Origin of the sequence: Nocardioides sp. NPDC051685 (genome assembly GCF_044453405.1) — a bacterium.
Taxonomy (GTDB): domain Bacteria; phylum Actinomycetota; class Actinomycetes; order Propionibacteriales; family Nocardioidaceae; genus Nocardioides.
Map to the genome: position 1 here is coordinate 211,570 of NZ_JBITCR010000007.1, position 24,359 is coordinate 235,928.

Below are 24,359 nucleotides of genomic sequence, written 5' to 3' on the forward strand. Positions count from 1 at the left end.
CCCCCCCCCCGCCCCCCCGGGCGGCCCCCCCCCCCCCCCCGGCGCCCGCCCCCCCCCCCCCCCCCCCCGCCGCCCCCCCCCCCCCCCCCCCCCCCCCACGGGGGTGACGCCTCGGCTGGGGTCAGTGGGCGGGGAGACGTACGGCGATGGTGGTGTCGCCGGGGACGCTGGTCAGCTTCACGGTGCCGCCGTGGGAGGTGACGATGGCGTGGACGAGGGCAAGGCCGAGGCCGGCGCCACCGTCGCGCTGACGGGCCTCGTCGGCACGGGTGAAGCGCTCGAACGCGTGCGGGACCAGGGCCGGGGGAAAGCCGGGGCCGTCGTCGTGGACGTCGAACCCGTCAGGACGTACGCGGACAGTGACCGTGGTGCCGGCGGGCGTGTGCCTGCGCTCGTTGGTGAGCAGGTTGCTGATCACCTGGTGGAGTCTCTGGGCGTCGCCGGTCACGATCACCTCGGCGTCGTCGGAGTCGGCATCGGCCGGGAGCTCGAGCCGCCAGATGTGCGAGGGGTCGACGACGCGGGCATCGTCGACGGCCTCCAGGAGCAGCCGGGTCAGGTCGACGGAGTCGCCCGCGAGCGGGCGGCCCTGGTCGAGGCGCGCGAGCAGGAGCAGGTCCTCGACCAGCGCGGTCATCCGCAGCGACTCCTCCTCGACCTTGCCGAGCGCCGTCGGGACGGCCTCGGGACGCTGCTGGGCCAGCTCGGTGTAGCCGCGGATCGTGGTCAGCGGGGTGCGCAGCTCGTGGGAGGCGTCGGCGACGAACTGGCGTACCTGCTGCTCGCTGCGGTGACGCTCGGCCAGGGAGGTCTCGACATGGTCGAGCAGCGAGTTGAGTGCCGCGCCGACCTGACCGACCTCGGTGTCCTCGTCGGTGAGCCGCTCGGGAACCCGTTCGGTCACCGAGACCTCGCCGGAGGACAACGGCAGCGCGGCCACCGTGTGGGCGGTGGCCGCGACCTCGCGCAGGGGGCTGAGCTGGCGGCGTACGACGAGGTAGCCGGCGCCGGCGGCGACGACGACGCCCAGCAGGATCAGCAGGGCCTCCCAGTAGGTCAGGCTCTCGATCGTGTTGTCGACCTCGTCGGTCGAGCGCCCGGTGACGACGACGACCCGGCCGGCATTCGGGTCGTAGAGCGACTGGGCGACCACCCGGTAGGTGCCGCGGTCGGGAAGCTCGACGTCGTGAGGACGGGCATCGACCTCCACGGCCTCGAACACGTCGAGGTCGGTGCCGCTGAGCGACATCACCTTGTCCGGATCGAGGTCGCCGAGTGTGCCGCGAGCCTCGCCGTTCTCGGGGAACAACGCGATGACCGAGTCGGGCGCGCCGCTGAAGGTCCTCGGACCGGGTGCGCTGACGCTGCGAGCCATGTCGGTCACGTCCCGGTCCAGCCGTCCCATCAGGGTCTCGCGCAGTGCGAGCGTGGCGAACGTGGCGATCAGGACGGAGACGACCAGCACCAAGCAGACCGCGGTGATGACCAGTCGTGAGATGAGCGGCGCGACCAGCCGCTTCAAGCGCACGTTCACTCAGCGGCCTTCAGCACATAGCCCGCGCCGCGCATGGTGTGGATCATCGGGTCCCGACCGGCGTCGATCTTCTTGCGCAGGTAGGAGATGTAGAGCTCGACGACGTTGGCCTGGCCACCGAAGTCGTAGGACCAGACCCGGTCGAGGATCTGGGCCTTGGACAGCACCCGGCGCGGGTTGCGCATCAGGAAACGGAGCAGCTCGAACTCGGTCGCGGTGAGGGCGACCTCCTCCCCCGCGCGGTGCACCTCGCGGGAGTCCTCGTCCATCGTCAGGTCCCCGACCCGGATCACCGAGTGCTCCTCGACCCGGGTCGCGCCGGCCCGCCGCATCAGCCCGCGCAGCCGTGCGACGAGCTCCTCGAGCGAGAACGGCTTGGTCACGTAATCGTCACCGCCCGCGGTCAGCCCGGCCACCCGGTCCTCGACCGCGTCCTTGGCGGTGAGGAAGAGGACGGGTACGGCCGGGTTGGTGGACCGTACGCGGCGCAGGACCTCGAGCCCGTCGAAGTCGGGCAGCATCCAGTCGAGCACGATCGCGTCGGGAGCGGTCTCCTTCGCGGCGGCGACGGCCTTGGAGCCGGAGTGGGCCATGGTGATCTCCCACCCCTCGAACCGCAGCGCCATCGCGATCAGCTCGGCGATGTTCACCTCGTCGTCGACGACGAGCACCCGCAGCGGCGAGCCGTCGGCGCGGGTCAGGTCCTGTGCTCCGGTCATGGCTCCATCATGCGGTCGCTTGCTGTGAGGCACCTGTGAGGTCGCTGTGGCGTGTCGGTGTCATCCCTGGCCACCGCCCGGCATGCCTGGCATCTGTCCCCCGGGGCCGACGAACCGCTGGACGTCGTCGCCCGTCCGGCCGGGGCCTCCCTGGCCGGACGTGTCACCGCTGGGCAGTTCCTGTGACAGGTCGGCCAGGACGACCTGCTCACCCTTCTGGAGGCCGTCGGTGACCTCGATCCGGGTCGCGCCGACCAGACCGGTGGTGACCTGCCTGCGCTCGGTCCTGTCGCCGTCCACGACCGTCACCGAGCCGCTGTCGAGTGCCGAGGCCGGGATGGTCAGGACATCCTCGGTCGACCCGACGACGACATCGACCGTGGCCATGTTTCCGGCCAGGAGGTCGAGACCGGTCTCGTCGAGGGTGACCGTCACCGGGAATGTGCTGCTCCCCGAGGAGGTGTCGGGCACCTGGCCGACCAGGGTGACCTTGCCAGGAAGGAACTGCTCGGCACCGGCCGGGGTGACCTCGGCGACCTGGCCGACCTCGAGCTGCTCGACCTGGGTGGCGCTGACGGTGAGCTCGACGCTGGTCAGCCCCTTGGCGATGAGAGTCACCGCGTCGGTTCCGGCGGAGGCGCTGTCGCCCTTCTCGACCGAGACCGAGGCGACGGTCCCCGACGCCGGTGCCTTCAGCACCGCGCCCGCGAGCGCTGCCTTGGCCTGGGCGACGTCTGCTTTGGCCTGATCGATCTCGGCCTGGTCCTTGGCCAGGGTCGCCGCGGTCACGCTCTCGCCGCCGGACCCGCCGGACCCGCCGGACATACCCGACTCACCGGAGCCGCCGGAGACCGAGCCGCTCTGGCCGCCGGATCCGCCGGGGTCGGGAGCACCGCCGGACTCCGGAGCAACGCCGGACTCCGGAGCACCGCCGGACGGCTGCCCCTGCTGGCTCTGGCCGCCGCTGGGCTGGTCAGGGTTCTGCCCGCCGGACGTACCAGCGGCCGCAAGGGTCTCGTCGAGCTGCTCGCTGTAGTCCTTCAGGTCGGTCCTCGCGGTGCTCACGGCCGTCTTGGCGGCGGCGACCGCCGACTGGGCCGAACCGAGCAGCGCGGTGGCCTCGGTGACGGTTCCACCGGCCGACCTCTGGGCACCGAGCGCGGTCTCGAGATCCTTGTCGCAGGAAGTGGAGGTGGAGGTGTCGGCGGCGCAGGACTCCTGGGCCGCCTTCAACGCGCCGGCGAGCTCGCCGTCCTCGTCGAGGGTGCCGCCGACGGCGACCAGCGCGGTCAGCTTCTCCAAGGCCGAGGCGAGCTCCGTCTGCGCGCTGCCGAGCTCGGCGTCGGCGGTGTCGAGCGCCTTCTGCGCCGAGACGACCGCGTTCTGCAGCTTCTTGACGTCGGCGACCAGGTCGGCGGTCGTGGCCGTCGAGGCTGTGCGCGCGTCCGACGACGGCGTCGACCCGGTCCAGACCGCGGGGACGTCCTCACCGGAGGAGCCTGTCGAGCTCGTCGAGGCGACACCGGAGACCTGGGCCTCCTTGTCGCTCTGCAGCTGCGCACGGGCGGCGGCCAGCGTGGCCTTGGCGGAGGTGAGCGACTTCTTCAGGGACGTACGGTCCAGCCGGGCCACCACCTGGCCCTTCTTCACGGTGTCGCCCTCGGCGACGACGGTCTCGACCGTCCCGTCGGTGGCGAAGGCGAGGTCCGCGCGGCCGTTGGGCGCGACCGTGCCGGTCAGCGAGAGGGTCTGCTCCACGTCGCCGGTGGTGACCGCGGCGGCACGGTAGCCGGCCGAGGACGAGGCGGTCGCAGCGTACGCGGTGTAGCCACCGCCCGCGATCACGACGAGCGCGGCGAGAGCCACGATCGGCAGCGTGCGCGGTCGCCGCGCGCGGAGCGTGGACGTGTTGGTCATCGAGATTCCTTCGTACGTCGAGATGGTGGTGTCACTCGCTGCGGAGCGCGTCGATCGGGGTCAGGCGAGCGGCGCGGCCGGCGGGGTAGACCCCGAAGCCGACGCCGAGCGCCAGGGAGGTGACCAGAGCGGCAGCGGTGGCGAGGAGGGACAGGGACACGGGCTGGTCGATCAGGCCGGGCAGGCCCCAGGCACCGATGGCGGCGATGACGACGCCGACCACGCCCCCGGCCAGGCCGAGCAACGATGCCTCGGCCAGGAACTGGCGCCGGATCACCGACGGCGTCGCCCCGAGCGCCTTGCGCAGGCCGATCTCGCGGACCCGCTCGGTGACGGAGACGAGCATGATGTTCATGACGCCGATGCCACCCACGAGCAGGGAGATGGCCGCGATGCCGCCGAGCAGCACCGTGAGGGTCCTGTTCGTGGCGTTGGCGGTCTCGACCAGCGAGTCCTGCGAGGAGATCGAGAAGTCGGCCTCGTCGGCGCTCACACCGTGCAGGTTGAGCAGCAGCGCGTTGATCTCCTGGTAGGCCGCCGGCAAGGCGTCGTCGGAGACCGCCTCGACGTAGACCGTCGAGACCGAGCCGCTGGTCGCGCCGGTGAGCGCCTTGGCCGTGCTCATCGGGGCGACCGCGGTGTCGTCCTCGGTCGAGCCCGAGGAGCTCGCTCCGGTCGACTCCAGTACCCCGATCACCGTCAGTGCGGTGCCACCGACCGAGACCGTCTCGCCGACCGGGCTGGCCGGCCCGGTGAAGAGCTCGGCGGCGGTGTCGGCGCCGAGCACGACCACCCTCGCCCCCGAGGCGACCTCCTCGGAGGTGAAGAACCGGCCGGTCGCGATCTCGCGCTTGCGTACGTCGGGCCACGTGGTCGTGGCACCGACCAGCGAGGTCGTCCAGTTGGTCGAGGCGGTGTCGAGCTGCGCGTTCGAGGTGGTCACCGGGGCGACCGCCTTGACGTCCGGAGCGGCCTCGTCGTCTCCGAGCGCCTCGGCGTCGGAGAGGGTCAGCGTGGAGGCCGAGCCGAAGCCGCCGCGTACGCCCGAGGAGTCCGTCGACGAGCCCGGCGAGACGATCAGCAGGTTGCTGCCGAGCGCGCTGATCTGGCTCTTGACCTGGTCCTGCGCACCCTGTCCGAGGCCGACTGTGAGGATCACCGAGGCGATGCCGATGACGATGCCGAGCATGGTCAGCAGCGACCGCAGCCGGTGCGAGCGCACCGCGTCCCACGCGGTGGCCAAAGTCTCCGCCCAGCTCATCGGGCACCCCCGGCGAGCACCGGCTCGTCGGCCGTGATCAGGCCGTCGCGGATGGTCAGGTTGCGCCCGGCGCGGGCGGCGACCTCGTGCTCGTGGGTGATCAGCACGATGGTCCGCCCGCTCGCGTGCAGCTCGTCGAGCAGCGTGAGCACGGCCGCGGAGGAGGCCGAATCGAGGTTTCCGGTCGGCTCGTCGGCCAGGATGATGTCCGGCTCGGTGACCAGCGCGCGGGCCACCGCGACCCGCTGTTGCTGTCCGCCGGAGAGCTCGCCGGGACGGTTCTCGAGCCGGTCCCCGAGCCCGACCCGTTCCAGCGCCCGGGCGGCGCGCTCGCGGCGCTGCGACCTGGGCGCACCGGCGTACATCAGCGGGAGCTCGACGTTGCGCCAGGCCGGCAGGCTCGGCAGCAGGTTGAACTGCTGGAAGACGAAGCCGATCCGGCGGTTGCGTACGTGGGCGAGGGATGCCTCCGACATCGTCGAGACGTCCTCGCCGCCGAGGTGGTAGGTGCCTTCGCTGGGCACGTCGAGGCAGCCGAGGATATTCATCAGGGTGGACTTTCCGGAGCCGGAGGGCCCGACCACGGCGACGTACTCCCCCGCGCCGATCTCCATGTCGACACCGCGCAGCGCCTCGAACTCGATCGATCCGGAGCGGTACGTCTTCCGCACGCCGTCCAGGGCGACGACCGGGGCGTTCGGGCTCACTGACCGCCTCCCATCTGTCCCGGCACCCCGCCGCCGGGGAACTGGCCCCCGCCTGGCATCTGCCCCAGCTGTCCCTCGCCGCCGACGCCGCCGAAGTCGTCCCTCTGGCCGCCGTCCTGGTTCCCGGTGCCCGCGCCGCTGGGGCGGGTGAAGCCCTCGATCTCGACGGTGTCGCCCTCGGCGAGCCCCTTGGTGATCTCGGTGGTGGTGCCGTAGACCTCGCCGATCGTCACCTTCGTCTTGACCGCCTTGCCGTCGACGACCTTCTGGACGTACGCCTGGTCGCCCTCGGTCGTGATCGCGGCGCTGGCCACGGTGAGGACGTCCTCGCGCTGCTTCACGGTGATCTCGGCGGTGGCCGAGGTGCCGGGGTAGAGATCGTCGGGCTTGCCGGTGACGGTGATGGTCACCGGGAAGACCGCTGCGCCCGAGGAACTCGTCTCGGCGACCTTGCCGACCGTCGCGACGGTGCCGGAGACCTGCTCGTCGACGCCGTTGACGGTGACGGTGGCTTGCAGGCCCTTCTTCAGGGACGCCGCGTCGTCGGCGCTGACGGTCGCCTCGACGACGTAGCTGCCCGCCGAGACGATCGAGACCGTGCCCGTGCTCGTCGAGTCCGAGGAGCTGTCGCCGTTCGTGCCTCCCGACGTGCCGCCCGAGGTGCCGCCCGTCGACGACCCCGAGCCGTCGGAGCCGCCGGAGGACGAGCCCACCACGTCGCCGACGGCGATGTCGAAGGCGGTGACGGTGCCGCCGATCGTGGCCCGCAGCACGGCGTCCTCCACGGCCTGGCGGGCGGAGTCGAGGTCGGCCTCGGCGGCCGCGACGGCGGCCTCGTCGGAAGCGATCTGTACGTCGGAGGCCCCCGCGGACTCGTCGGTGTCGAGCTGCTCCTGAGCGGCGGTGAGCGCCGAGGAGGCCGCGGCGCGGCCGGCGACCAGGGTGGTGTCGTCCACCCGGGCCAGCGCGTCGCCCTTCTTCACGGTGTCACCCTCGGCGACGTAGACCTTCGTCACCGTTCCGGAGACCTCGAAGGACAGGTCGGCGGTCTCGGCCGCCTCCACGGTGCCGCTGGCCGACACCGTCTCCTTCACCGTCCCGGACGTCGCTTGGACCTGCATCGCCTGCGCCTGCGCGGTGTCCTCCCTGGTCAGCGCCCAGGCACCCGCTCCGCCACCGATCACCGCTGCCGCCACCCCGGCGGCGAGCAGGATCCGGGCCGTACGCCCCAGCCTCCGCCACCGCTCCGTGAGTCTCTTGCGCACCACACTGCCTCTCTCCTACGCCCCGGCGGCGCCGGAGGGTCTGACGAGAGGACTGTGGTGAACCTGGCTATGCGAGAGGTCGGCCCCGGCTGTGCGGAGCCTATGAATCCGGCGCGACGCCGACGGCCCCGAGGCTCCGCGGCCGTTCCATGTCGCTTCTCAGAGCCCGGGAGCGCCCCAGACCGCGAGCCAGCGGGAGAGGTCCTTCTCGACCGGGAGATCGCCCTCGACCGCGGTGCGGATGTTGATCTCCAGCAGGTTGTCGCGCTGCTGCGGGCCGGTCGGGACGAAGGGGTAGAAGGTGCCCTGCTTGTAGAGGTAGATCAGGGCGGCACTGCGTCCGTCGGCGCCCGTGAAGGCGATCAGCGAGCACAGCAGCCCGGGGCCGAAGCCGTTCATCTCCAGCGTGGTGTTGACCGCGTGGAGGTCGGTGACGAGGCCGGTGATGTCGGGGTTGGCCGGATCCAGGGGGTCGTGGTCGACGCTGAGCCAGGTGAAGCCGAACTCGTCGACGCTCGTGGTCACCTTCGGCGCACCCTCGGAGGCACCGAGCAGCTCGACGATGTCGTGCTGCGTGCCCGCGAAGCCCGCACCGGCAGCGGCCCGGTAGCAGACCGCCCCGTCGCCGGTCGGGACCAGCCCGAGCGAGGTCTGCATGGTGAGCGCGGCGGTCGGCACCGCGAACAGTGCGTCGAGGTTGGCCTGCTTCGGTCGCGTACGACCGGTGATGACGTCCCAGAAGCCCACGCGGCCGACCCTACTGCGCCGGACGGCCGAGCTCCGCCTCGATCCGGGCGAGTTGCTCCAGACGTTGCTCCAGCGAGGGGTGCGTCGAGGTGAGCGTACGCAGCGACTGGCCGCTGATCGCCGGCGCGATGAAGAACGCGTTCATCGCCTGCGAGGACCGCAGGTCGCGGCTCGGGATCGCGGAGATCTCGCCGGTGATCTTCTGCAGCGCGCTGGCCAGCGCACCCGGCTTCATGGTCAGCTGCGCGCCGGCCCGGTCGGCGGCCAGCTCGCGGTAGCGCGACAGCATCCGCAGCAGCAGCCACGACACCGCGTAGACGAGCAGCGAGACCAGCAACACGACCAGCCACACCGGCAGGCCGTTGTTGTTGGCGCGACGGCCGACACCGGCGTACGCACCGAATCGGGAGCCCCTGCTCAGCATCCCGGCCACGATGCCGGCCGAGGAGGCGACGGTCATCACCAGCACGTCGCGGTGGGCGACGTGGGAGAGCTCGTGGGCGATCACGCCCTCGAGCTCCTCGGCGCTCAGCCGCTGCATGATGCCGGTGGTCACCACGACCACGGACCGCTTCGGCGAGCGGCCGGTGGCGAAGGCGTTGGGCATGTCGGTGTAGGCGATCCCGACGCGCGGCTTCGGCATGTCGGCCAGCGCGCACAGGCGGTCGATCATGGCGTGCAGCTCGGGTGCCTCCTCGGCCGACACCTCTCGCGCGCGCATGGCGCGCATCGCGAGGGTGTCGGAGGAGTACCACTGCCACCAGGCGATGCCGAGCCCGACGATGCCGATGATCGGCGCCCACTGGGCGGGCATCACGAACATCAGCGCCACGACGAGCCCGACGAACAGCGCACCGAGCAGGAACATCACCGTGGTCATCCGGACGGTCAGCCCGGCATCACCTTGGAAGCGTGACATGGTCGTGCGGGGTTCTAGCCGGGGATGAGGCCCTCGTCGCCGAGCATCTCAGAGACCTCGGCGAGCGTGGAGCCGGGTCCGGGGAGGATCAGGTCGGAGGAGTCGATCGCGTCGACCGGGTGGGCGGTGCCCAGCGAACGCACGCCGTCGAGCAGCGCGGCCAGGGCGGCGTCGAAGACGGCCTCGTCCGTGCCCTGGCAGGCGGACTCGACCGCGGCGTCGAGCTCGTTGAGCTTGTCCACGGCGGCCTCGTCGAGGTCGTACTGTCCCTCGCCCAGAATGCGAACGATCACTGCTCGGCCTTCTTCTCGGTCGCGTCCACGTCGATGACCTGCGCGCTGGCGTCGGCACCGGGCAGCGCCTGGGTCTGCTGCGGAGCGCTGAGGCCCTTGAGGGCGGCGAGCTCGGCCTCGACGTCGTTGGTCGAGCTGAGCGCGTCGAGCTGGCGGGTGATGTCGTCGGACGGACCGGCGGTCAGGTCGTCGAGAGCACCCGAGGCGAGCAGCTCGTCGACCGCACCGGCACGAGCCTGCATCTCCAGGGTCTTGTCCTCGGCGCGCTGCATGGCCATGCCGACGTCGCCCATCTCCTCGCCGATGCCGGAGATTGCCTCGTTGATCCGGGTCTGCGCCTCGGCGGCGGTGTAGGTCGCCTTGATGGTCTCCTTCTTGGTGCGGAAGGACTCCACCTTGGCCTGCAGCCGCTGCTGCGCGAGGGTGAGCTTCTCCTCCTCGCCCTGGAGGGTCGCCAGCTGGGTGTTGAGGTCGTTGATCTGGCTGGTCAGGCCAGACTTGCGGGTCAGCGCCTCGCGGGCGAGATCCTCGCGGCTCATCTCGATGGCCTTCTGGGCCTGTCCGGTGAGCTTGTCGGACTGCTGCTTGAGCCCGTTGATCTGCAGCTCGACGCGCTTGCGGCTGGTCGCGACGTCGGCGACTCCGCGGCGCACCTGCTGCAGCATCTGAAGCTGCTTCTGGTAGCTGTAGTCGAGCACCTCCCGTGGGTCCTCGGCCTTGTCGAGCGCCTTGTTTGCCTTCGCCTTGAAGACCAGGCTCAGCCGCTTCATCACACTCATCGGTTCCCTTTACGCCTCTCATATGCGGCCGACCGCCGGCCGCCCCGCGTCGTCGCTTGCCGCTGGACTCTCGCCGTCCTGGGACAAGTGTTGCCTCTCACCTTAGGCCGGGTCCACAAAACTCGCTGTCAAGGCCGCTCGGGATATCCTGTGTGTGTCCCAGCCAACAGGTAAGAGGTCACTTAAGTTGTTCGGTCGCAAGTCCCCCGCCCAGCAGGTCGTCGAGCCCGAGAACCCGGTCAAGGAGACCGGCAAGGGTCGTCCGACCCCTTCACGCAAGGAGGCGGAGGCGGCTCGCAGGGCGCGCCTCAAGCAGCCGCGTACGCGCAAGGAGATCAACGCCGCCAACCGCGCCCAGCGCTCCGAGCAGGGCGACAAGATGCGCCAGGCGATGAAGACCGGCGACGAGCGCTACCTGCCGCTGCGCGACAAGGGCCCGGTCAAGCGTTTCATCCGCGACTGGATCGACGCCCGGTTCACCTTCGCCGAGATCGTGCTGCCGGTGCTGATCATCGCCCTCGTGGTGCCCTACATCAGCCTCGAGCTGGCGATGTACTCCCAGCTCTTCACGCTCGTCGTGATGGCGACCGTGATCATCAACCTGGTCGCGCTGCGCTTCCTTCTCCGCAAGGAGCTCAAGCGCCGCTTCCCCGACAACGACCTCAAGGGCACCACCTACTACGCGATCATGCGGTCCATCCAGATCCGCCCGCTGCGCCTGCCCAAGCCGCAGGTCAAGATCGGCTCCCGGCTCCCCGACGACTACCGCTGAGGCCCTCCCTAGATCTGGGTAGCCCGTCGGGCGTTACCCGTAGACGGCTCAGCGCCCGGGCCTAGCGTCCGGGCGCATGAAATTGCCCCAGATCGCAGCGGCAGCACTGACGCTGCTGGCCCCCCTCGCCCTCGTCACGACCACCACCGCGCCCGCTCAGGCGGCCGGTCGCGTGTACATCTCCAAGGTCCAGTACGACTCCCCCGGCAGCGACAGCTACTCCAACTGGTCGCTGAACGCCGAGTGGGTACGCATCACCAACACGACCAGCCGCACCAAGGACCTCACCGGCTGGCGCCTGCGTGACCGCTCCGGTCACGTCTACGTCTTCCCGACCACCAGGCTCGCCGGCGGCACGAGCATCACCGTCCACACCGGCAGGGGCACGAAGGACTCGCGCAACCGCTACTGGGGCCGTTCCGCGTACGTCTGGAACAACACCGGCGACAAGGCCACCCTCAAGAACAGGTCGCTGGCGATCGTCGACACCTGCGCCTGGGGCGACGGCTCGGGCACGATCACCTGCTGAGCGGACTCCACCGGCCTCAGGCCAGCCCGAGGACGTCCTCCAGGCCGATCGTGAGGCCGGGCCGCGAGCCGATACCGCGGATCGCGGCGAGCACCCCGTGGGCGAAGGAGGCGTGGGAGAGCGAGTCGTGACGGATGGTCAGCAGCTCGCCGACACCGCCGAGGATGACCTCTTGGTGGGCGACGGAGCCGGACATCCGCAGGGAGTGGACCGGAATGCCCTCCACAGAGGCTCCACGGGCCCCGTCGAGGGCCGAGGTCGTCGCGTCGGGCGCCGGGGCCACCCCGGCCTCGCGACGCGCCGCAGCGACGAGCTCGGCGGTCCTGCGTGCCGTACCGGAGGGGGCGTCGGCCTTCCGCTCGTGGTGGGTCTCGACGATCTCCACGGACGGGAAGTGCGCGGCGGCGAGCTCGGCGAACCGCATCATCAGCACGGCACCGACCGAGAAGTTGGGCACCACCATCGCGCCGACCCCCGGCGCCTTCGCCAGCCAGCCCTCGAGCTGCTCGACACGGTCGGGGCCGAAGCCCGAGGTGCCGATCACCGTGTGCACGCCGTGGGACAGGCAGAACTCGGCGTTGCCCATCACCGCCTCGAGGGTGGTGACGTCGACGGCCACCTCGGCGCCGGCGTCGGTGATCGCCGACAGCTCGTCGCCGCGACCGATCCTCGCCACGAGCTCGAGATCCTCGGCGGACTCGACGGCCTCGCAGACCGCCGAACCGAGCTTGCCACGTGCACCGAGAACCGCCACCTTAGTCATGGGCGCCACCCTATAGATCACGCTCCAGCAACGATCCACCACCATCCGGTGAACAAATCGCGAGGCCTTGTCCCGAGCTTGTCGAAGGGGCTGTGAGCGGAACCGTAGGAGGATCTGGCAGTCTTGGACCCATGGTGGTGCAGACGATCCCTGCTCGGATCCGTTGGGCCGTTGACTTCATGGACATTCAACCGAACGATCATGTCCTTGAAGTCGGCTGCGGTCCGGGGGCTGGTGCCGAGCTGATCTGTAGCCGGCTGGAGACCGGAAAGCTGTTTGCGATCGACCGCTCGGAGTCGGGTGTCGATCGTACGAAGCGACGCTGCGCGAAATACCTGGAGGCAGGACGCCTCACGGTCCGCCAGATCGACCTCGCGACGCTGCGGGTTCCGGTCAAGCGGCTGACGAAGGTCTTCGCGTTCAACGTCAACCTGTTCTGGGTGCGTGACGCATCCGCCGAGATCGCGCTGCTCCATGAGCGCGTGCTCCCCGGCGGCACGGTCAACCTCTTCTACGAGGCGACCCAGCGCGAGCAGGTCCCCGAGATCATCGAGAAGTCGAGCAAGGCGTTGGCCGACGCCGGCTTCCGGGTCTCCATCGTCGACTCCAAGGTCCCCGCCGCCGTCGGCATCATCGGCCGCCGCTGACCCACCCGCCGAGACGTCACTTTCTGACGTCGAAGCGTCGATTTTTGACGCCGAATGGTCCATTCGGCGTCAGAAATCGACCCCTCGGGCTCAATAATCGACGTCTCGGCGGGGGTGGGGTCAGGCGGGGCCTACCACGGCCAGGATTTCCGGGCGGGTTAGGATCTCGGCGGCCACCTTGCGACAGTCCTCCAACGTCACCGCGTCGATGCGCGCCAGGACCTCGTCGATCGAGTAGAGCTCGCGGTGGACCAGCTCGGCGCGGCCGATGCGGGACATCCGGGAGGCCGAGTCCTCCAGCCCCAGCACGAGACCGCCACGCAGCTGCCCCTTGCCGAGCTCGAGCTCCTCGGCGGTGATGCCGTCGCGGGCGACGGCGGCCAGCTCGGAGCGTACGACCTCGAGGACCTCGTCGAGCTTGGCCGGCAGGCAGCCGACCTGGACCCCGAAGAGGCCGGTCTCGGCGTGGCTGTAGGCGTAGGAGTAGACCGAGTAGGCCAGGCCCCGGCGCTCGCGGACCTCCTGGAAGAGCCGTGAGGACGTGGCGCCGCCGACGGCGGTGTTGACCACCTCGAAGGCGAACCGGCGGTCGTCGCCCCGCTGCAGGCCCTCGCGGGCCAGGATCACGTTGACCTGCTCCAGCGGCCGCTCGGCACTGATCTCACCCGGGACGACCTCGAGCGGGGATCCTTCGCGCGGCGGCACCGGCGCGGCCGAGGAACGCAGGAAGCCGGCACCGGAGAACGCCTTCTCGACCATCGCCACGACGTCGTCGTGGTCGACGTTGCCGGCGACCGAGACGACCATCCTGGGCGCGACGTAGTGCTCCTGGTAGAAGTCGTTGATCTCCTCGCGGGTCAGCGCGGAGATCGACGACTCCGTCCCGGCGATGCCCCGTCCGAGCGGTGCCTCGGCGCCCCACGCCTGCGCGGAGACGAGGTTGTGGATCACGTCGTCGGGATCGTCGTCGTGCATCGCGATCTCGTCGAGGATGACGTCACGCTCGGCCTCGACGTCCTCGGCCGTGATCAGCGAGGAGGTCAGCATGTCGCCCACGACGTCGATGGCCAGCGGCAGGTCGACGTCGAGCACCCGTGCGTGGAAGCAGGTGTATTCCTTGGCGGTGTAGGCGTTGAACTCGCCGCCGACGCGGTCCATCGAGGAGGAGATCTCCAAGGCCGTACGCGACGGGGTGCCCTTGAACAGCAGGTGCTCGAGGAAGTGCGAGCAGCCGTGCTGACGCGCGGTCTCGTCCCGGGACCCGACGCCGATGAAGACGCCGATCGCGGCCGAGCGGACCCCGGCCATCTGCTCGGTCACGATCCGCAGGCCCGAGGGATGGACGGTGCGGCGTACGAGCGACGTCACCGCGCCGTTGACCTCGGTCTGCTCGAGCGTGACGGTGGTGCCGGGCTCCTGGTTATAGCCGGAGGACCGGCCGACACCTGCGTGTCGACCGGTCCCCCGGATGCTGCGTGACGCCAAGGTCACTCCTCGTCTGCGGCCTCGGTGGCGGTCTCGGCCGGAGTCTCCTCGGCGGGAGCCTCCTCCTCGAGCACCGGGGCGAGCGAGAGCTTGCCGCGGTCGTCGATCTCAGCGATCTCGACCTGAATCTTCTGGCCGACCTCGACGACGTCCTCGACCGACTCCACGCGCTTGCCGCCGTTGAGGGCGCGCAGCTTGGTGATGTGGAGCAGGCCGTCCTTGCCCGGGAGCAGGGCGACGAAGGCACCGAAGTTGGTCGTCTTCACGACCGTGCCGAGGTAGCGCTCGCCGACCTCGGGCATGGTCGGGTTGGCGATCGCGTTGACCGCCGCTCGGGCGGCCTCGGCGGCAGAGCCGTCGGTCGCACCGATGAGCACCGTGCCGTCGTCCTCGATGGAGATCTGGGCGCCGGTGTCCTCCTGGATCTGGTTGATCACCTTGCCCTTCGGGCCGATGACCTCGCCGATCTTGTCCACGGGGACCTTCACGGTGATGATCCGCGGAGCGGTCGGAGCCATCTCCTCGACGCCGCCGATGGCCTCGTGCATGACGTCCAGGATGGTCGTCCGCGCGTCCTTGGCCTGGTTGAGGGCCTGAGCGAGGACCTCGGCCGGGATGCCGTCCAGCTTGGTGTCGAGCTGCAGCGCGGTCACGAACTCCGCGGTGCCGGCGACCTTGAAGTCCATGTCGCCGAAGGCGTCCTCGGCACCGAGGATGTCGGTGAGCGCGACGTACTTGGTCTCGCCGTCGATCTCACCGGAGATCAGACCCATCGCGATACCGGCGACCGGGGCCTTCAGCGGGACACCGGCGTTGAGCAGCGACATCGTCGAGGCGCAGACCGAGCCCATCGAGGTCGAGCCGTTGGAGCCCATCGCCTCGGAGAGCTGGCGGATCGCGTAGGGGAACTCCTCGCGGCTCGGCAGCACCGGCAGGAGCGCGCGACGGGCGAGCGCACCGTGGCCGACCTCGCGGCGCTTGGGCGAGCCGACCCGGCCGGTCTCGCCGGTGGAGAACGGCGGGAAGATGTACTTGTGCATGTAGCGACGGTGCTTCTCCGGGGAGAGCGTGTCGAGCTGCTGCTCCATCTTGAGCATGTCGAGGGTGGTGACACCCAGGATCTGGGTCTCGCCGCGCTCGAAGAGCGCCGAGCCGTGGACCCGCGGGATCACGCCGACCTCGGAGTGCAGCGGCCGGATGTCGGCCAGACCACGGCCGTCGATGCGGACCTTGTCACGCAGGACCTGGGTGCGGATGGCCTTCTTGGTGATGGCCTTGTACGCCGCACCGATCTCGCCCTCGCGACCCTCGAACTGGGCGCCGATCTTCTCGAGCAGGGCGAGCTTGATCCGGTCGCCCTCCTCCTCGCGCTCCAGCTTGGTCAGGACGCGCTCGCGCGAGCCCTTGACGCTGTAGAGGTCGGTGACGTCGGCGCCGACGGTGGCCTCGACGGCCTCGTAGACGTCGTCCTGGTAGTCCAGGAAGACCGGGTAGTCCTGCACCGGCTTGGCGGCCTGCTTGGCCAGCTCGGCCTGGGCCTCGACCAGCTGCTTGATGAACGGCTTGGCGGCGTCGAGGCCACCGGCCACGATCGGCTCGGTCGGCGCCTGGGCACCGGACTGGACCAGGTCCCAGGTCTTCTCGGTGGACTCGGCCTCGACCATCATGATGGCGACGTCGCCGGTGTCGGTGACGCGGCCGGCGACGACCATGTCGAAGACGGCGTTCTCGAGCTGGCTGTGGGTCGGGAAGGCGACCCACTGGCCCTCGATCAGGGCGACGCGCACGCCGCCGACCGGGCCCGAGAACGGCAGGCCGGAGAGCTGGGTCGACATCGACGCGGCGTTGATCGCGAGCACGTCGTAGGGCTGGTCGGGGTCGAGCGCCATGACGGTGATGACGACCTGGACCTCGTTGCGCAGACCCTTCTTGAAGGTCGGGCGCAGCGGGCGGTCGATCAGGCGGCACGTGAGGATCGCGTCCTCGCCCGGGCGGCCCTCGGAGCGGAAGAAGGAGCCGGGGATCTTGCCCGCGGCGTACATCCGCTCCTCGACGTCGATGGTGAGCGGGAAGAAGTCGAAGTGGTCCTTCGGCTGCTTCGAGGCGGTGGTCGCAGACAGCAGCATCGTCTCGTCGTCGAGGTAGGCGGTCACGGAGCCCGCGGCCTGCCGGGCGAGCAGCCCGGTCTCGAACTTGACGGTGCGGGTGCCGAACTTGCCGTTGTCGATGGTCGTCTCGACGGCAGTGATGACTGGTTCGGTCAAGGAATTCGTCCTTAGTCTTCTATCGCGGAGCGTCCCCGCGCCGGGCGTGTGCGCTCGTTGCGCACAGGGCCGGTCTTCGATCGAGACCCTCAGCCTTCGCGGCAGATGCCGAAATCTGGGAGTCACTACCGAGGACCGAGCCGGTCGGGCGGGCCGCTCCTGGTGATGATCATTTCTTCGTACGCCGGCCGGTGGCCGTAGCACTCTCGGTCCAGCCTATCCGTCGACTGCCCGAAACGTGGAACGCGCGCCTGTGCCCGCTTCCGGGACGCCTCTCAGACGACGGTGACGGGGTGGCGTACGACGGCGTCGAAGAAGTAGCCGCCGGGGTTGTGAGCGGCGACGTCGGGCTGGGTGCGGCCGGCCCGGTCGGTGGCCCGGACGAGGATCTCGTACGTCCCCGGCTCGGGGTCACGCCAGGTGTGGTCCCACTGCGCCCAGCCGAGCCCGTGGCCGCCGGTGGGGCGGCCCGGCGCGTGCGGGACCGCCGGCGCCCAGGTCTCTCCCCCGTCGACGCTGATCTCGACGCGCGCGATCGGGGCCGCCCCGGACCAGGAGCGGCCGCTCAGCACGATCCGGTCCCCCGCCGGGATCTCGGCGTTCCACCCGAGCTCGAGGGCGGAGCGAACGGGGTTGACCGTGAGCGGGCCGTCGACGTTGTACCACTTCGTGTCCCACGGCGAGGTCAGCAGGCTCGTGGACACCTCGAGCGAGCCGAGCCACTTGATGCTCGCGATGCCGATCCATCCCGGGAGCAGCAGCCGCAGCGGGAAGCCGTGGTCCGGCAGCAGGTCCTCGCCGTTGGCACCCCAGACGAGCAGGGCGTCGTCGAAGGCCTTCTCGATCGGGAACGGGCGTCGCACCCGGCCGTAGTCGACGCCCTTGTCCACATAGGCGGCATCGAGCCCGGTCGCCTGCACCGAGACCGCGTCCCGACGGATGCCGACGGCGGTGAGGACGTCCTGGAGGCGTACGCCCTTCCAGCGGACCGCGCCGACCGCGCCGAGCGTCCACTTCGTGCCGCTGACCTCCTGGCCCTGCTGGGTGATGAAGAAGCTGCGGCCGTTGCCGGTGCACTCGTGGACGGAGGTCGTCTCGACGTGCCGGAAGGCCTTGAGGTCGTCGAGGGTGAGCCTCACGCCGGCGGGGTCGCGCAGTCCGTCGCCGAAGATCTCCAGCTCGTACGTCTCGGCGTCGATCCTCGGGGTGGCCGTGTGGTTGCGCACGAACAGGTCGGCCTGCGGGGTCAGGTAGCGGCGCGGGTCGACCGAGTCCCAGCGGGTCTCGGCATTGGTGCCGTAGTCGATGAACCGCTCCGCGGGCAGCGGCTTGAGGATCGCGGGAGCACCCGCGGCGGCGTCGGCCGTCACCGAGTCAGTGACCTGGGTGGCGCCCACGGAGGCCGCCCCGAGCGCTGCGGTGGTGAGGAAGGTACGTCGGTTGAGACCTGGGGGCGTCATGTCCAGATATTAACATGACCAACTTACTCTTGTTAGAGCTTCGCCGGCCGCCCCGGCCACCAGATCCGGTCGCCGGCATCGAGGTTGATGGCGGTGACCAGGATCGACCGGACGATCATCGTGTCGAGCATGACCCCAAGGGCGACCGTCACCCCGATCTCGGCCAGGAAGACCATCGGCAGCGAGCCGAGCACCAGGAACGTCGCGGCCAGGACGACCCCCGCCGAGGTGATCACCCCGCCGGTCGAGGTCAGGGCGACGAGCGACCCCGCTCGGGTGCCGCGGGTCTGCGCCTCCTCACGCACCCGGGTCATCAGGAAGATGTTGTAGTCGATGCCCAGCGCGACCAGGAACACGAAGGCGAACAGCGGGAACGACGGATCCGTCCCCGCGAAACCGAAGACGTACTCGAAGAGCAGCACGGAGATCCCCAGCGCGGCCCCGAACGACAGGATCACCGTGCCGAGCAGGATCAACGGGGCGACCACCGCCCGCAGGAGCACCATCAGCACCAGCAGCACGACGACCAGGACGATCGGGATGATCACGAGGTTGTCGCGCTGACTCGCCTCGAGGGTGTCGAGCATCATCGCCGAGGTGCCCGTCACCAGAGCGTCGGAGCCCTCCACCCCGCGCACCGCCGAGCGGGAGGCATCGACGATGTCGTACGCCGCGGGCGAGGTCACGTCGGCGTCCACCACCGCCGCGATCGCGACGACGCCGTCCTGGGCCGGGCCGAGCGGGAAGCTCTTCACCTCCCCCTCCGGGGTCGTGGTGGACACCAGCCCCTCGACACCGTCGAGCGCCTGCTGCACCTGCGTCTGCGCTGCCGCGTCGGCGACCACGAGCAGCTGGTTGGACTGGTCGGCCATGTCATGGTCGACCAGGACCTGCTGACCGACGATCGAGTCGAACTCCTTGGTGTAGGTCTCGTCCGAGGCCAGTCCGTTGGCGTCGAGCCGCAGCAGGCCGAAGCAGGCGATGAGCAGCAGGACCGTGGTGGTGATCCAGACCGCGCGCGGCCGGACCGAGACCATCGCGCCGACCTTCGCCCACAGGCCGGTCTGGGTCGGCTCCGCCGATCCGTACGCCGGACGTTTCGGCCAGAAGACCCACCGGCCGCAGATGACCAGCAGGGCGGGCAGCAGCGTGACCATCACCAGGTAGGTCACCCCGATCCCGACGGCGACGACAGGCCCCATCCCGGAGGTGGAGTTCATCTCCGCGAAGGTCAGGCCGAGCATGGCCAGGATGACGGTGACAGCACTGGCGAGGATCGCCGGAGCAGCACGGTGCAGGGCATGCGCCATCGCCTCGTGCCGGTCCTCGAAGTTGCGCAGCTCCTCGCGGTAGCGGGAGACCAGCAGCAGGGCGTAGTCGGTTCCGGCACCGATCGCGAGGATGCTCAAGATGGCCTGGCTCTGGCCGTTGACGGTGAGGCCCGCGTCCTTCGCCAGGAAGTAGACCAGGCCCATCGTCACCCCCAGACCGACGACCACCGAGACGATCGGGAAGACCCAGAGCACCGGGCTGCGATAGACGAACAGCAGGATCACCACGACCACCACGAGCGCGGCCAGCAGCAGTGTCGAGTCGATGCCACCGAACGCCTCCGCTGCGTCGGCCGCGGAGCCGCCCTGGCCGGTGACATGCAGCCGCACGCCGTCGTGATCGGCGATCTCGCGGATGTCGTCGACGATGCCCGGCATCTTGCTCCAGCCGTCCGAGCCGAGGTCGAAGGTCACGGTGAGCTGGGCGACCTCGCCGTCCTTGGACAGCAGCGGTGGACCGATCTCGCCCTCGACCCCGTCGAGCCCGCCGAGCGCGGCGATGTCGCCCGAGGCGACCTCGGCAAGGTCGGCTCCGGTCGTGGTGGACGAGGTGTAGACGAGCGTGGTCGGGATCGCGTTGGGGTTCTGGAACGGGCTCATCCTGTCGAACCCGCGGGTCGACTCCGCCGACGCCGGCAGCCATGAGCTGGCCTCGTTGTTCTGTACGTCCGTGAGCTTCCCGGCGAAGCCACCGAAGACCGCCAAGGCGAGCAGCCAGAGCACCACGACGAGGTATTTGGTCCTGGGTCCGGTCAGCTTGCCCGCAATCTGTCGATGCACGGTCTCAAGACTGCGCCTGATGCACCTGTCCGAACCTCACCAAAACAGGCGAACGGGCCGCCCCCGATGTGGGGGCGGCCCGTTGCTCACGAAGATCAGGAGATCAACGACGAAGGCCGAGCTTCTCGATGATCGAGCGGTAGCGCTCGATGTCCTTCTTCTGAAGGTAGTTGAGAAGGCGGCGGCGCTGGCCGACGAGCAGCAGCAGACCACGACGGCTGTGGTGGTCGTGCTTGTGCTCCTTGAGGTGGTCGGTCAGGTGGGAGATGCGGTGCGACAGCAGCGCGATCTGCACCTCCGGCGAACCGGTGTCACCCTCGGTCGTGGCGTACTCGGCGATGATCTTCTTCTTGGTCTCCGCGTCAGTTCCAACTGCCATGCGAAGGCTCCCTTCCGGCCCGTGGGCCTACTCGTTGCGCGGCGCGCCCGGGCCTGTTCACCGGGGCACTCTTGGTCCGCGGCCGATTTCACGGCTTGAGCTGCCGACCCCCATGGGCCGACAACCCGAGAAGATTAACAGCGAGCCCGTGCGCGCCCCGAATCGCCGCCGGATCAGGCCACGAGCACGAGGCGCGCCACCAGCCGGCGCAACCTCCACCAGAACTTCATCGCCCTCCCCCTCGTCTCTCCCACCACTGGGTTCGACGCTGTGGAGCCGGGTTCGGTTGCATCGATCAGCTCAAGGCTTCTCAGCGGCGCTCGGCGAGGCGCTCGGCGAGGCGCTCGGCGAGGCGCTCGGCGAGGCGCTCGGCGAGGCGCTCGGCGAGGCGCTCGGCGAGGCGCTCGGCGAGCCCGTCACGACCCCGGGCAGCGACACCTTCGGCACGGTCGCCAGCGGTGGCTCCTGGATGGCGGGCGCGCCCTCGCTCCCCTCGGCGAACGCGTTCGGGTCGAGCTCGGTGCCCGGCTGGATCCGGCTGGGCAGCGGGAACACGTTGTAGAGCTGCGCGGCGCCGTTGGACCAGGGGTAGAAGATCCGTGGCTGCAGCGGTTCCCCGGTCATCTCGTCGGTGCAGGCGACCTCGGCCATGTCGATCTCGTCGACGGCGAGCGGGGGGAGCGGGGCGGCGCTCGTCGAGGTGCAGTCGGGCTGGGTGACGACGTCGATCGGCTTCCCGTCCTGGTCGAAGAGCTGGACGCCGGTCAGCGGCTTGCCCGAGGCGTCGTAGGGGTAGATGTTGCTGACCCACTTCCCGCCGGAGTAGATCCCGGCCTGCTCGTCGATCGGCGCAGCGTAGCCACCGCCACCTCCGGCCTCGTTGAAACCGTCGCTCCAGCCACGGTCGTAGTCGGTGCCGCCGACGCCGCCGCTCGCCCAGGTCATGAAGAGCACGAACGCGGCGAAGGTGTTCAGCCCCAGCAGCACGACGCGCGCGAGCGTCCCGCGCTCACCACCCGGCCAGACCCGGCCGGCACCGATGAACATGCTGACCGCCACCGCGACGACGAGGAGCAGGACCACCGCGGCGCTCGACATGCCCCACCCGAACAGTGCCGCGACCAGCCAGACCGCCGCCCAGGCACGCACGATCCACCACAGCGGCCGCAGCCAGGCGACCACAGGCCCCAGATCCGTACGCAGCAGCTCACCGAGCTTGGCGACCGACTCGTCGAAGCGGTGGTGGCCGGCGTCCAGCAGACCGTCGACCCGCTCGGCGAAGCCCCGGGGCGCCTTCACGCCTGCCGGGATGCCTGCCGCGGCTCGCAGCTCCTTCGCGTACTCGACAGGGTCGCCGAGCGCATCGGGACCGCGCTCCTCGAGGAGCTCGGTGAAGTCGGCCTCGAGCCCGTCGGTGATGTCGCTGAGCACCTCCGGGTCGAGGTCGGCGAGCTCGCGGCGTACGCGGGCCAGGAAGAGCCGCACCTCCGGCGCGACGTTCGCCTCTGCATCTGTGGTCGTCATGCGCTTGCCCCTCGGAGGATCTCGGTGACGGTGGTGGAGAAGTGGGACCAGTCCTCGCTCTGCTGCTTGAGCTGGCCTTGCCCGGCAGGCGTGATGCCGTAGTACTTGCGGTGCGGACCGGACTCCGACGGCACGACGTAGGAGGTCAGGGCGCCCGCGGCGTACAGCCGCCGCAGGGTTCCGTAGACCGACGCGTCGCCGACGTCCGTGAGCCCGCTGTCGCGGAGCTTGCGGACGATGTCATAGCCGTACGCGTCCTCGCCGTCGACGACGGCCAGGACGGTCAGGTCGAGCACCCCTTTGAGCAGCTGGGTGGTATCCATGCTTGGCACACTACTACGCAGTGCGCACTACTTGCCAGAGCATTGCACCGCGCGCCGCCGAGGAGCTCAGCGACGCCGGAAGGCGGGCCGGGTCAGGACCGGCCGCGGACGTCGCGTACGAAGTCCTTCCAGGCGGCCGTGTCACCGGCCGGGCCCTGGCCGCGCGTCGGTCCGGTGAAGGTGCGCACCTGGACCGGCTGCGCCGGCTGGGTGGTCGCACGGGCGAGGCCGGTCTGTGCGGTCGGCACCGCGACGCCGGCGCGCAGCTGCTGGCCGTAGCCGCCGGGCGCGCCGCCCGGTGCCCCACCCGGCGTCCCACCCGGCGCTCCCCCGGAGCCTCCGGAGATGAGCGAGGACATCGGCGTGTATTCCTCCACCTCGTCGGTCTTGCCCGGGATCGCCAGCCAGATCAGTGCGATCAGGAACCCGATCGCCCACCCGTACGTCAGCCCGTACGCGCCACCCGCGGCGAGCACGTCACCGAGCGAGGCCACCACCGAGGCCTCGCGGCCGTCGCTGAGGTAGGTGTAGAGGCTGTCGGCGATCTGGCCGGCAGCGGTGGCGACGATCGCGGCGAACCAGCAGCCGAGGAACACCGGCCAGAACGCGCGTGGCCAGATGCCGACGGTGGCGAGCCAGGTCAGCAGCCAGGTCAGCACGAAGACGGTCGCGGAGAGAACGATGGAGTGCACCAGGTCGCCACCGGAGAAGAGGCCACCGAACCCGCCGTCGCCGAAGTAGGTCAGCCGGTCACCGAGGAGCGCGGCCACCCAGCCGGCCGAGTCGCTCCCGCTCTCCTCGGCCCAGGTCGAGAACGGCGCGGAGCCGGAGAGGAACTGCAGAGCCCAGAGTCCACCGGTGACGAGCACCGCGTTGAGGAAGGCCGGGATGCCGCCGCGGGGGCGCTCGGCCTCCACCTCGGTCTCGTAGACGGACGTGGGCGTGGAGTGGGGATCCATAACCAGCAATTCAACCGCACCTGGACCCCGCTGAACAGGCCGCCGGGATCTACGACTCGGTAAGACCTTGCTGGAGGATCTCGCGCGCCCGCACCACGTCGGCGTGCATCTGCTCGACGAGCGCGTCGATCCCCTCGAAGGCGACCATGCCGCGCAGGCGTTCCACGAAGGCGACCTCGACCTCGACGCCGTAGAGCTCCAGGTCGTCACGGTCGAGGACGTAGGACTCGACCCGGCGTCCCACCACGCCCTCGAAGGTGGGGTTGGTGCCGACCGAGATGGCGGCGGGGAACCGCTCGCCGGTGTCGCGCCGGGTCAGCCAGCCCGCGTAGACGCCGTCGGGCGGCACCGCGGTCAGCGAGTCGGTGGGCACGTTGGCCGTCGGGAAGCCGAGCTCGCGGCCACGCTGGTCGCCCTTCACCACGACACCGCGCACGGAGTAGGGGCGGCCCAGCGCCTCGGCGGCGCCGGTGACGTCACCGGTCGCCAGACACGTGCGGATGTAGGTCGAGGACCACACCTGCGGACCACCGTCGAGCGGGATCCCCTCGGCGGAGAAGTCGTGGATCTTGCCGTAGGCGACCAGGTCGGCCACGTCGCCGGCGGCCTTGCAGCCGTAGCGGAAGTTGGCACCGACCACGCACGCCTCGGCGTGCAGCGCGTCGACGAGCACCCGCTGGGCGAAGTCGTCGGGCGACCAGTTGGCCATCTCCATGTCGAAGGGCAGCGCGAGCACGGCGTCGGCGCCGGCGGCGAGCAGCAGCTCGGCGCGCTCCTCCATCGTGGTGAGCACACCGGGGGCGTGCTCGGGCCGCAGCACCGCCATCGGGTGCGGGTCGAAGGTGACCGCCACCAGGGTGAGCTCCTTGGCGTCCGCCACCTCACGGCCCCGCCTGAGCACATGCTGGTGCCCGAGGTGGACGCCGTCGAAGTTGCCGATCACGACGGCCGTACGGCCGAGACCGGATGGCACCTCACTGAGACTTCGCCACAACACCCGGA

23 protein-coding genes are annotated in these 24,359 nt (G+C 70.1%); 3 read left to right on the forward strand and 20 right to left on the reverse strand.

Annotated features, from left to right (window positions below; genetic code table 11):
* Positions 1–121 precede the first annotated feature (121 nt).
* From ACIA03_RS20965 to ACIA03_RS21010, 10 genes are all read right to left on the reverse strand, one after another.
* A complete protein-coding gene (locus ACIA03_RS20965) occupies positions 122–1,534 on the reverse strand; it encodes a sensor histidine kinase (RefSeq protein ID WP_396986055.1) in 1,413 nt (470 codons plus the stop codon).
* Positions 1,531–2,253, reverse strand: a complete 723-nt coding sequence (locus ACIA03_RS20970) for a response regulator transcription factor (RefSeq protein WP_396986057.1) — start codon at positions 2,251–2,253, stop codon at positions 1,531–1,533. Before ACIA03_RS20970 ends, ACIA03_RS20965 begins: the two co-directional genes overlap by 4 nt.
* 60 nt (positions 2,254–2,313) lie before the next feature.
* Positions 2,314–4,170, reverse strand: a complete 1,857-nt coding sequence (locus ACIA03_RS20975; RefSeq protein ID WP_396986059.1) for an efflux RND transporter periplasmic adaptor subunit — start codon at positions 4,168–4,170, stop codon at positions 2,314–2,316.
* A 31-nt stretch (positions 4,171–4,201) separates the two neighbouring features.
* Positions 4,202–5,431, reverse strand: coding sequence for an ABC transporter permease (locus ACIA03_RS20980; protein WP_396986061.1), 1,230 nt, complete (start codon positions 5,429–5,431; stop codon positions 4,202–4,204).
* Complete coding sequence (locus ACIA03_RS20985; protein ID WP_396986063.1) at positions 5,428–6,138, reverse strand: ABC transporter ATP-binding protein; 711 nt, start codon at positions 6,136–6,138, stop codon at positions 5,428–5,430. The genes ACIA03_RS20980 and ACIA03_RS20985 overlap by 4 nt, the downstream gene beginning before the upstream one ends.
* Entirely contained in the window at positions 6,135–7,403 is a 1,269-nt protein-coding gene (locus ACIA03_RS20990) for an efflux RND transporter periplasmic adaptor subunit (RefSeq protein ID WP_396986065.1), read from the reverse strand. Before ACIA03_RS20990 ends, ACIA03_RS20985 begins: the two co-directional genes overlap by 4 nt.
* A 159-nt stretch (positions 7,404–7,562) precedes the next feature.
* Positions 7,563–8,150, reverse strand: coding sequence for a hypothetical protein (locus ACIA03_RS20995; RefSeq protein ID WP_396986067.1), 588 nt, complete (start codon positions 8,148–8,150; stop codon positions 7,563–7,565).
* 10 nt (positions 8,151–8,160) lie between these two features.
* Positions 8,161–9,069, reverse strand: coding sequence for a zinc metalloprotease HtpX (gene htpX, locus ACIA03_RS21000; protein WP_396986069.1), 909 nt, complete (start codon positions 9,067–9,069; stop codon positions 8,161–8,163).
* Between the two features lie 14 nt (positions 9,070–9,083).
* Complete coding sequence (locus ACIA03_RS21005; RefSeq protein ID WP_396986071.1) at positions 9,084–9,362, reverse strand: hypothetical protein; 279 nt, start codon at positions 9,360–9,362, stop codon at positions 9,084–9,086.
* Positions 9,359–10,141, reverse strand: coding sequence for a PspA/IM30 family protein (locus ACIA03_RS21010; RefSeq protein WP_396986073.1), 783 nt, complete (start codon positions 10,139–10,141; stop codon positions 9,359–9,361). Before ACIA03_RS21010 ends, ACIA03_RS21005 begins: the two co-directional genes overlap by 4 nt.
* Positions 10,142–10,328: 187 nt before the next feature.
* Here ACIA03_RS21010 and ACIA03_RS21015 point away from each other — a divergent pair, with 187 nt between their 5' ends.
* The gene (locus tag ACIA03_RS21015; RefSeq protein ID WP_396986075.1) at positions 10,329–10,913 is read left to right on the forward strand and encodes a DUF3043 domain-containing protein; all 585 of its coding nucleotides are present in this window, start codon (positions 10,329–10,331) and stop codon (positions 10,911–10,913) included.
* A 76-nt stretch (positions 10,914–10,989) separates the two neighbouring features.
* Positions 10,990–11,442: a lamin tail domain-containing protein gene (locus ACIA03_RS21020; protein WP_396986077.1), complete on the forward strand. Its 453-nt coding sequence runs from the start codon at positions 10,990–10,992 to the stop codon at positions 11,440–11,442.
* A gap of 16 nt (positions 11,443–11,458) precedes the next feature.
* Here the strand turns inward: ACIA03_RS21020 and dapB are convergent, their stop codons facing one another.
* Complete coding sequence (dapB, locus tag ACIA03_RS21025) at positions 11,459–12,205, reverse strand: 4-hydroxy-tetrahydrodipicolinate reductase (RefSeq protein WP_396986079.1); 747 nt, start codon at positions 12,203–12,205, stop codon at positions 11,459–11,461.
* Positions 12,206–12,336: 131 nt separating this feature from the next.
* Between dapB and ACIA03_RS21030 the strand changes: the two genes are divergently transcribed.
* On the forward strand, positions 12,337–12,852 hold the full coding sequence (locus ACIA03_RS21030) for a trans-aconitate 2-methyltransferase (RefSeq protein ID WP_045548848.1): 516 nt from the start codon (positions 12,337–12,339) through the stop codon (positions 12,850–12,852).
* 120 nt (positions 12,853–12,972) lie between these two features.
* Here the strand turns inward: ACIA03_RS21030 and ACIA03_RS21035 are convergent, their stop codons facing one another.
* The 9 genes from ACIA03_RS21035 to ACIA03_RS21075 all read right to left on the reverse strand — a co-directional run bounded on the left by ACIA03_RS21035 (position 12,973) and on the right by ACIA03_RS21075 (position 24,351).
* Positions 12,973–14,343, reverse strand: a complete 1,371-nt coding sequence (locus tag ACIA03_RS21035) for a M16 family metallopeptidase (RefSeq protein ID WP_396986082.1) — start codon at positions 14,341–14,343, stop codon at positions 12,973–12,975.
* Positions 14,340–16,601 carry a polyribonucleotide nucleotidyltransferase gene (locus ACIA03_RS21040; RefSeq protein ID WP_396986084.1) on the reverse strand — a complete coding sequence of 754 codons (2,262 nt, stop codon included), beginning with the start codon at positions 16,599–16,601 and terminating at the stop codon, positions 14,340–14,342. Before ACIA03_RS21040 ends, ACIA03_RS21035 begins: the two co-directional genes overlap by 4 nt.
* Positions 16,602–16,876: 275 nt before the next feature.
* Positions 16,877–18,061, reverse strand: coding sequence for a molybdopterin-dependent oxidoreductase (locus ACIA03_RS21045; RefSeq protein WP_396986086.1), 1,185 nt, complete (start codon positions 18,059–18,061; stop codon positions 16,877–16,879).
* 32 nt (positions 18,062–18,093) lie between these two features.
* Positions 18,094–20,172, reverse strand: coding sequence for an MMPL family transporter (locus tag ACIA03_RS21050; RefSeq protein ID WP_396986088.1), 2,079 nt, complete (start codon positions 20,170–20,172; stop codon positions 18,094–18,096).
* A gap of 103 nt (positions 20,173–20,275) precedes the next feature.
* On the reverse strand, positions 20,276–20,551 hold the full coding sequence (rpsO, locus tag ACIA03_RS21055) for a 30S ribosomal protein S15 (protein ID WP_008363208.1): 276 nt from the start codon (positions 20,549–20,551) through the stop codon (positions 20,276–20,278).
* Between the two features lie 300 nt (positions 20,552–20,851).
* On the reverse strand, positions 20,852–22,075 hold the full coding sequence (locus tag ACIA03_RS21060) for a hypothetical protein (protein WP_396986091.1): 1,224 nt from the start codon (positions 22,073–22,075) through the stop codon (positions 20,852–20,854).
* Complete coding sequence (locus ACIA03_RS21065; RefSeq protein ID WP_045548854.1) at positions 22,072–22,398, reverse strand: PadR family transcriptional regulator; 327 nt, start codon at positions 22,396–22,398, stop codon at positions 22,072–22,074. The genes ACIA03_RS21060 and ACIA03_RS21065 overlap by 4 nt, the downstream gene beginning before the upstream one ends.
* 92 nt (positions 22,399–22,490) lie before the next feature.
* Entirely contained in the window at positions 22,491–23,357 is an 867-nt protein-coding gene (locus ACIA03_RS21070) for a hypothetical protein (protein WP_396986094.1), read from the reverse strand.
* A 49-nt stretch (positions 23,358–23,406) separates the two neighbouring features.
* Complete coding sequence (locus ACIA03_RS21075; protein WP_396986165.1) at positions 23,407–24,351, reverse strand: bifunctional riboflavin kinase/FAD synthetase; 945 nt, start codon at positions 24,349–24,351, stop codon at positions 23,407–23,409.
* Between the last annotated feature and the right edge of the window lie 8 nt (positions 24,352–24,359).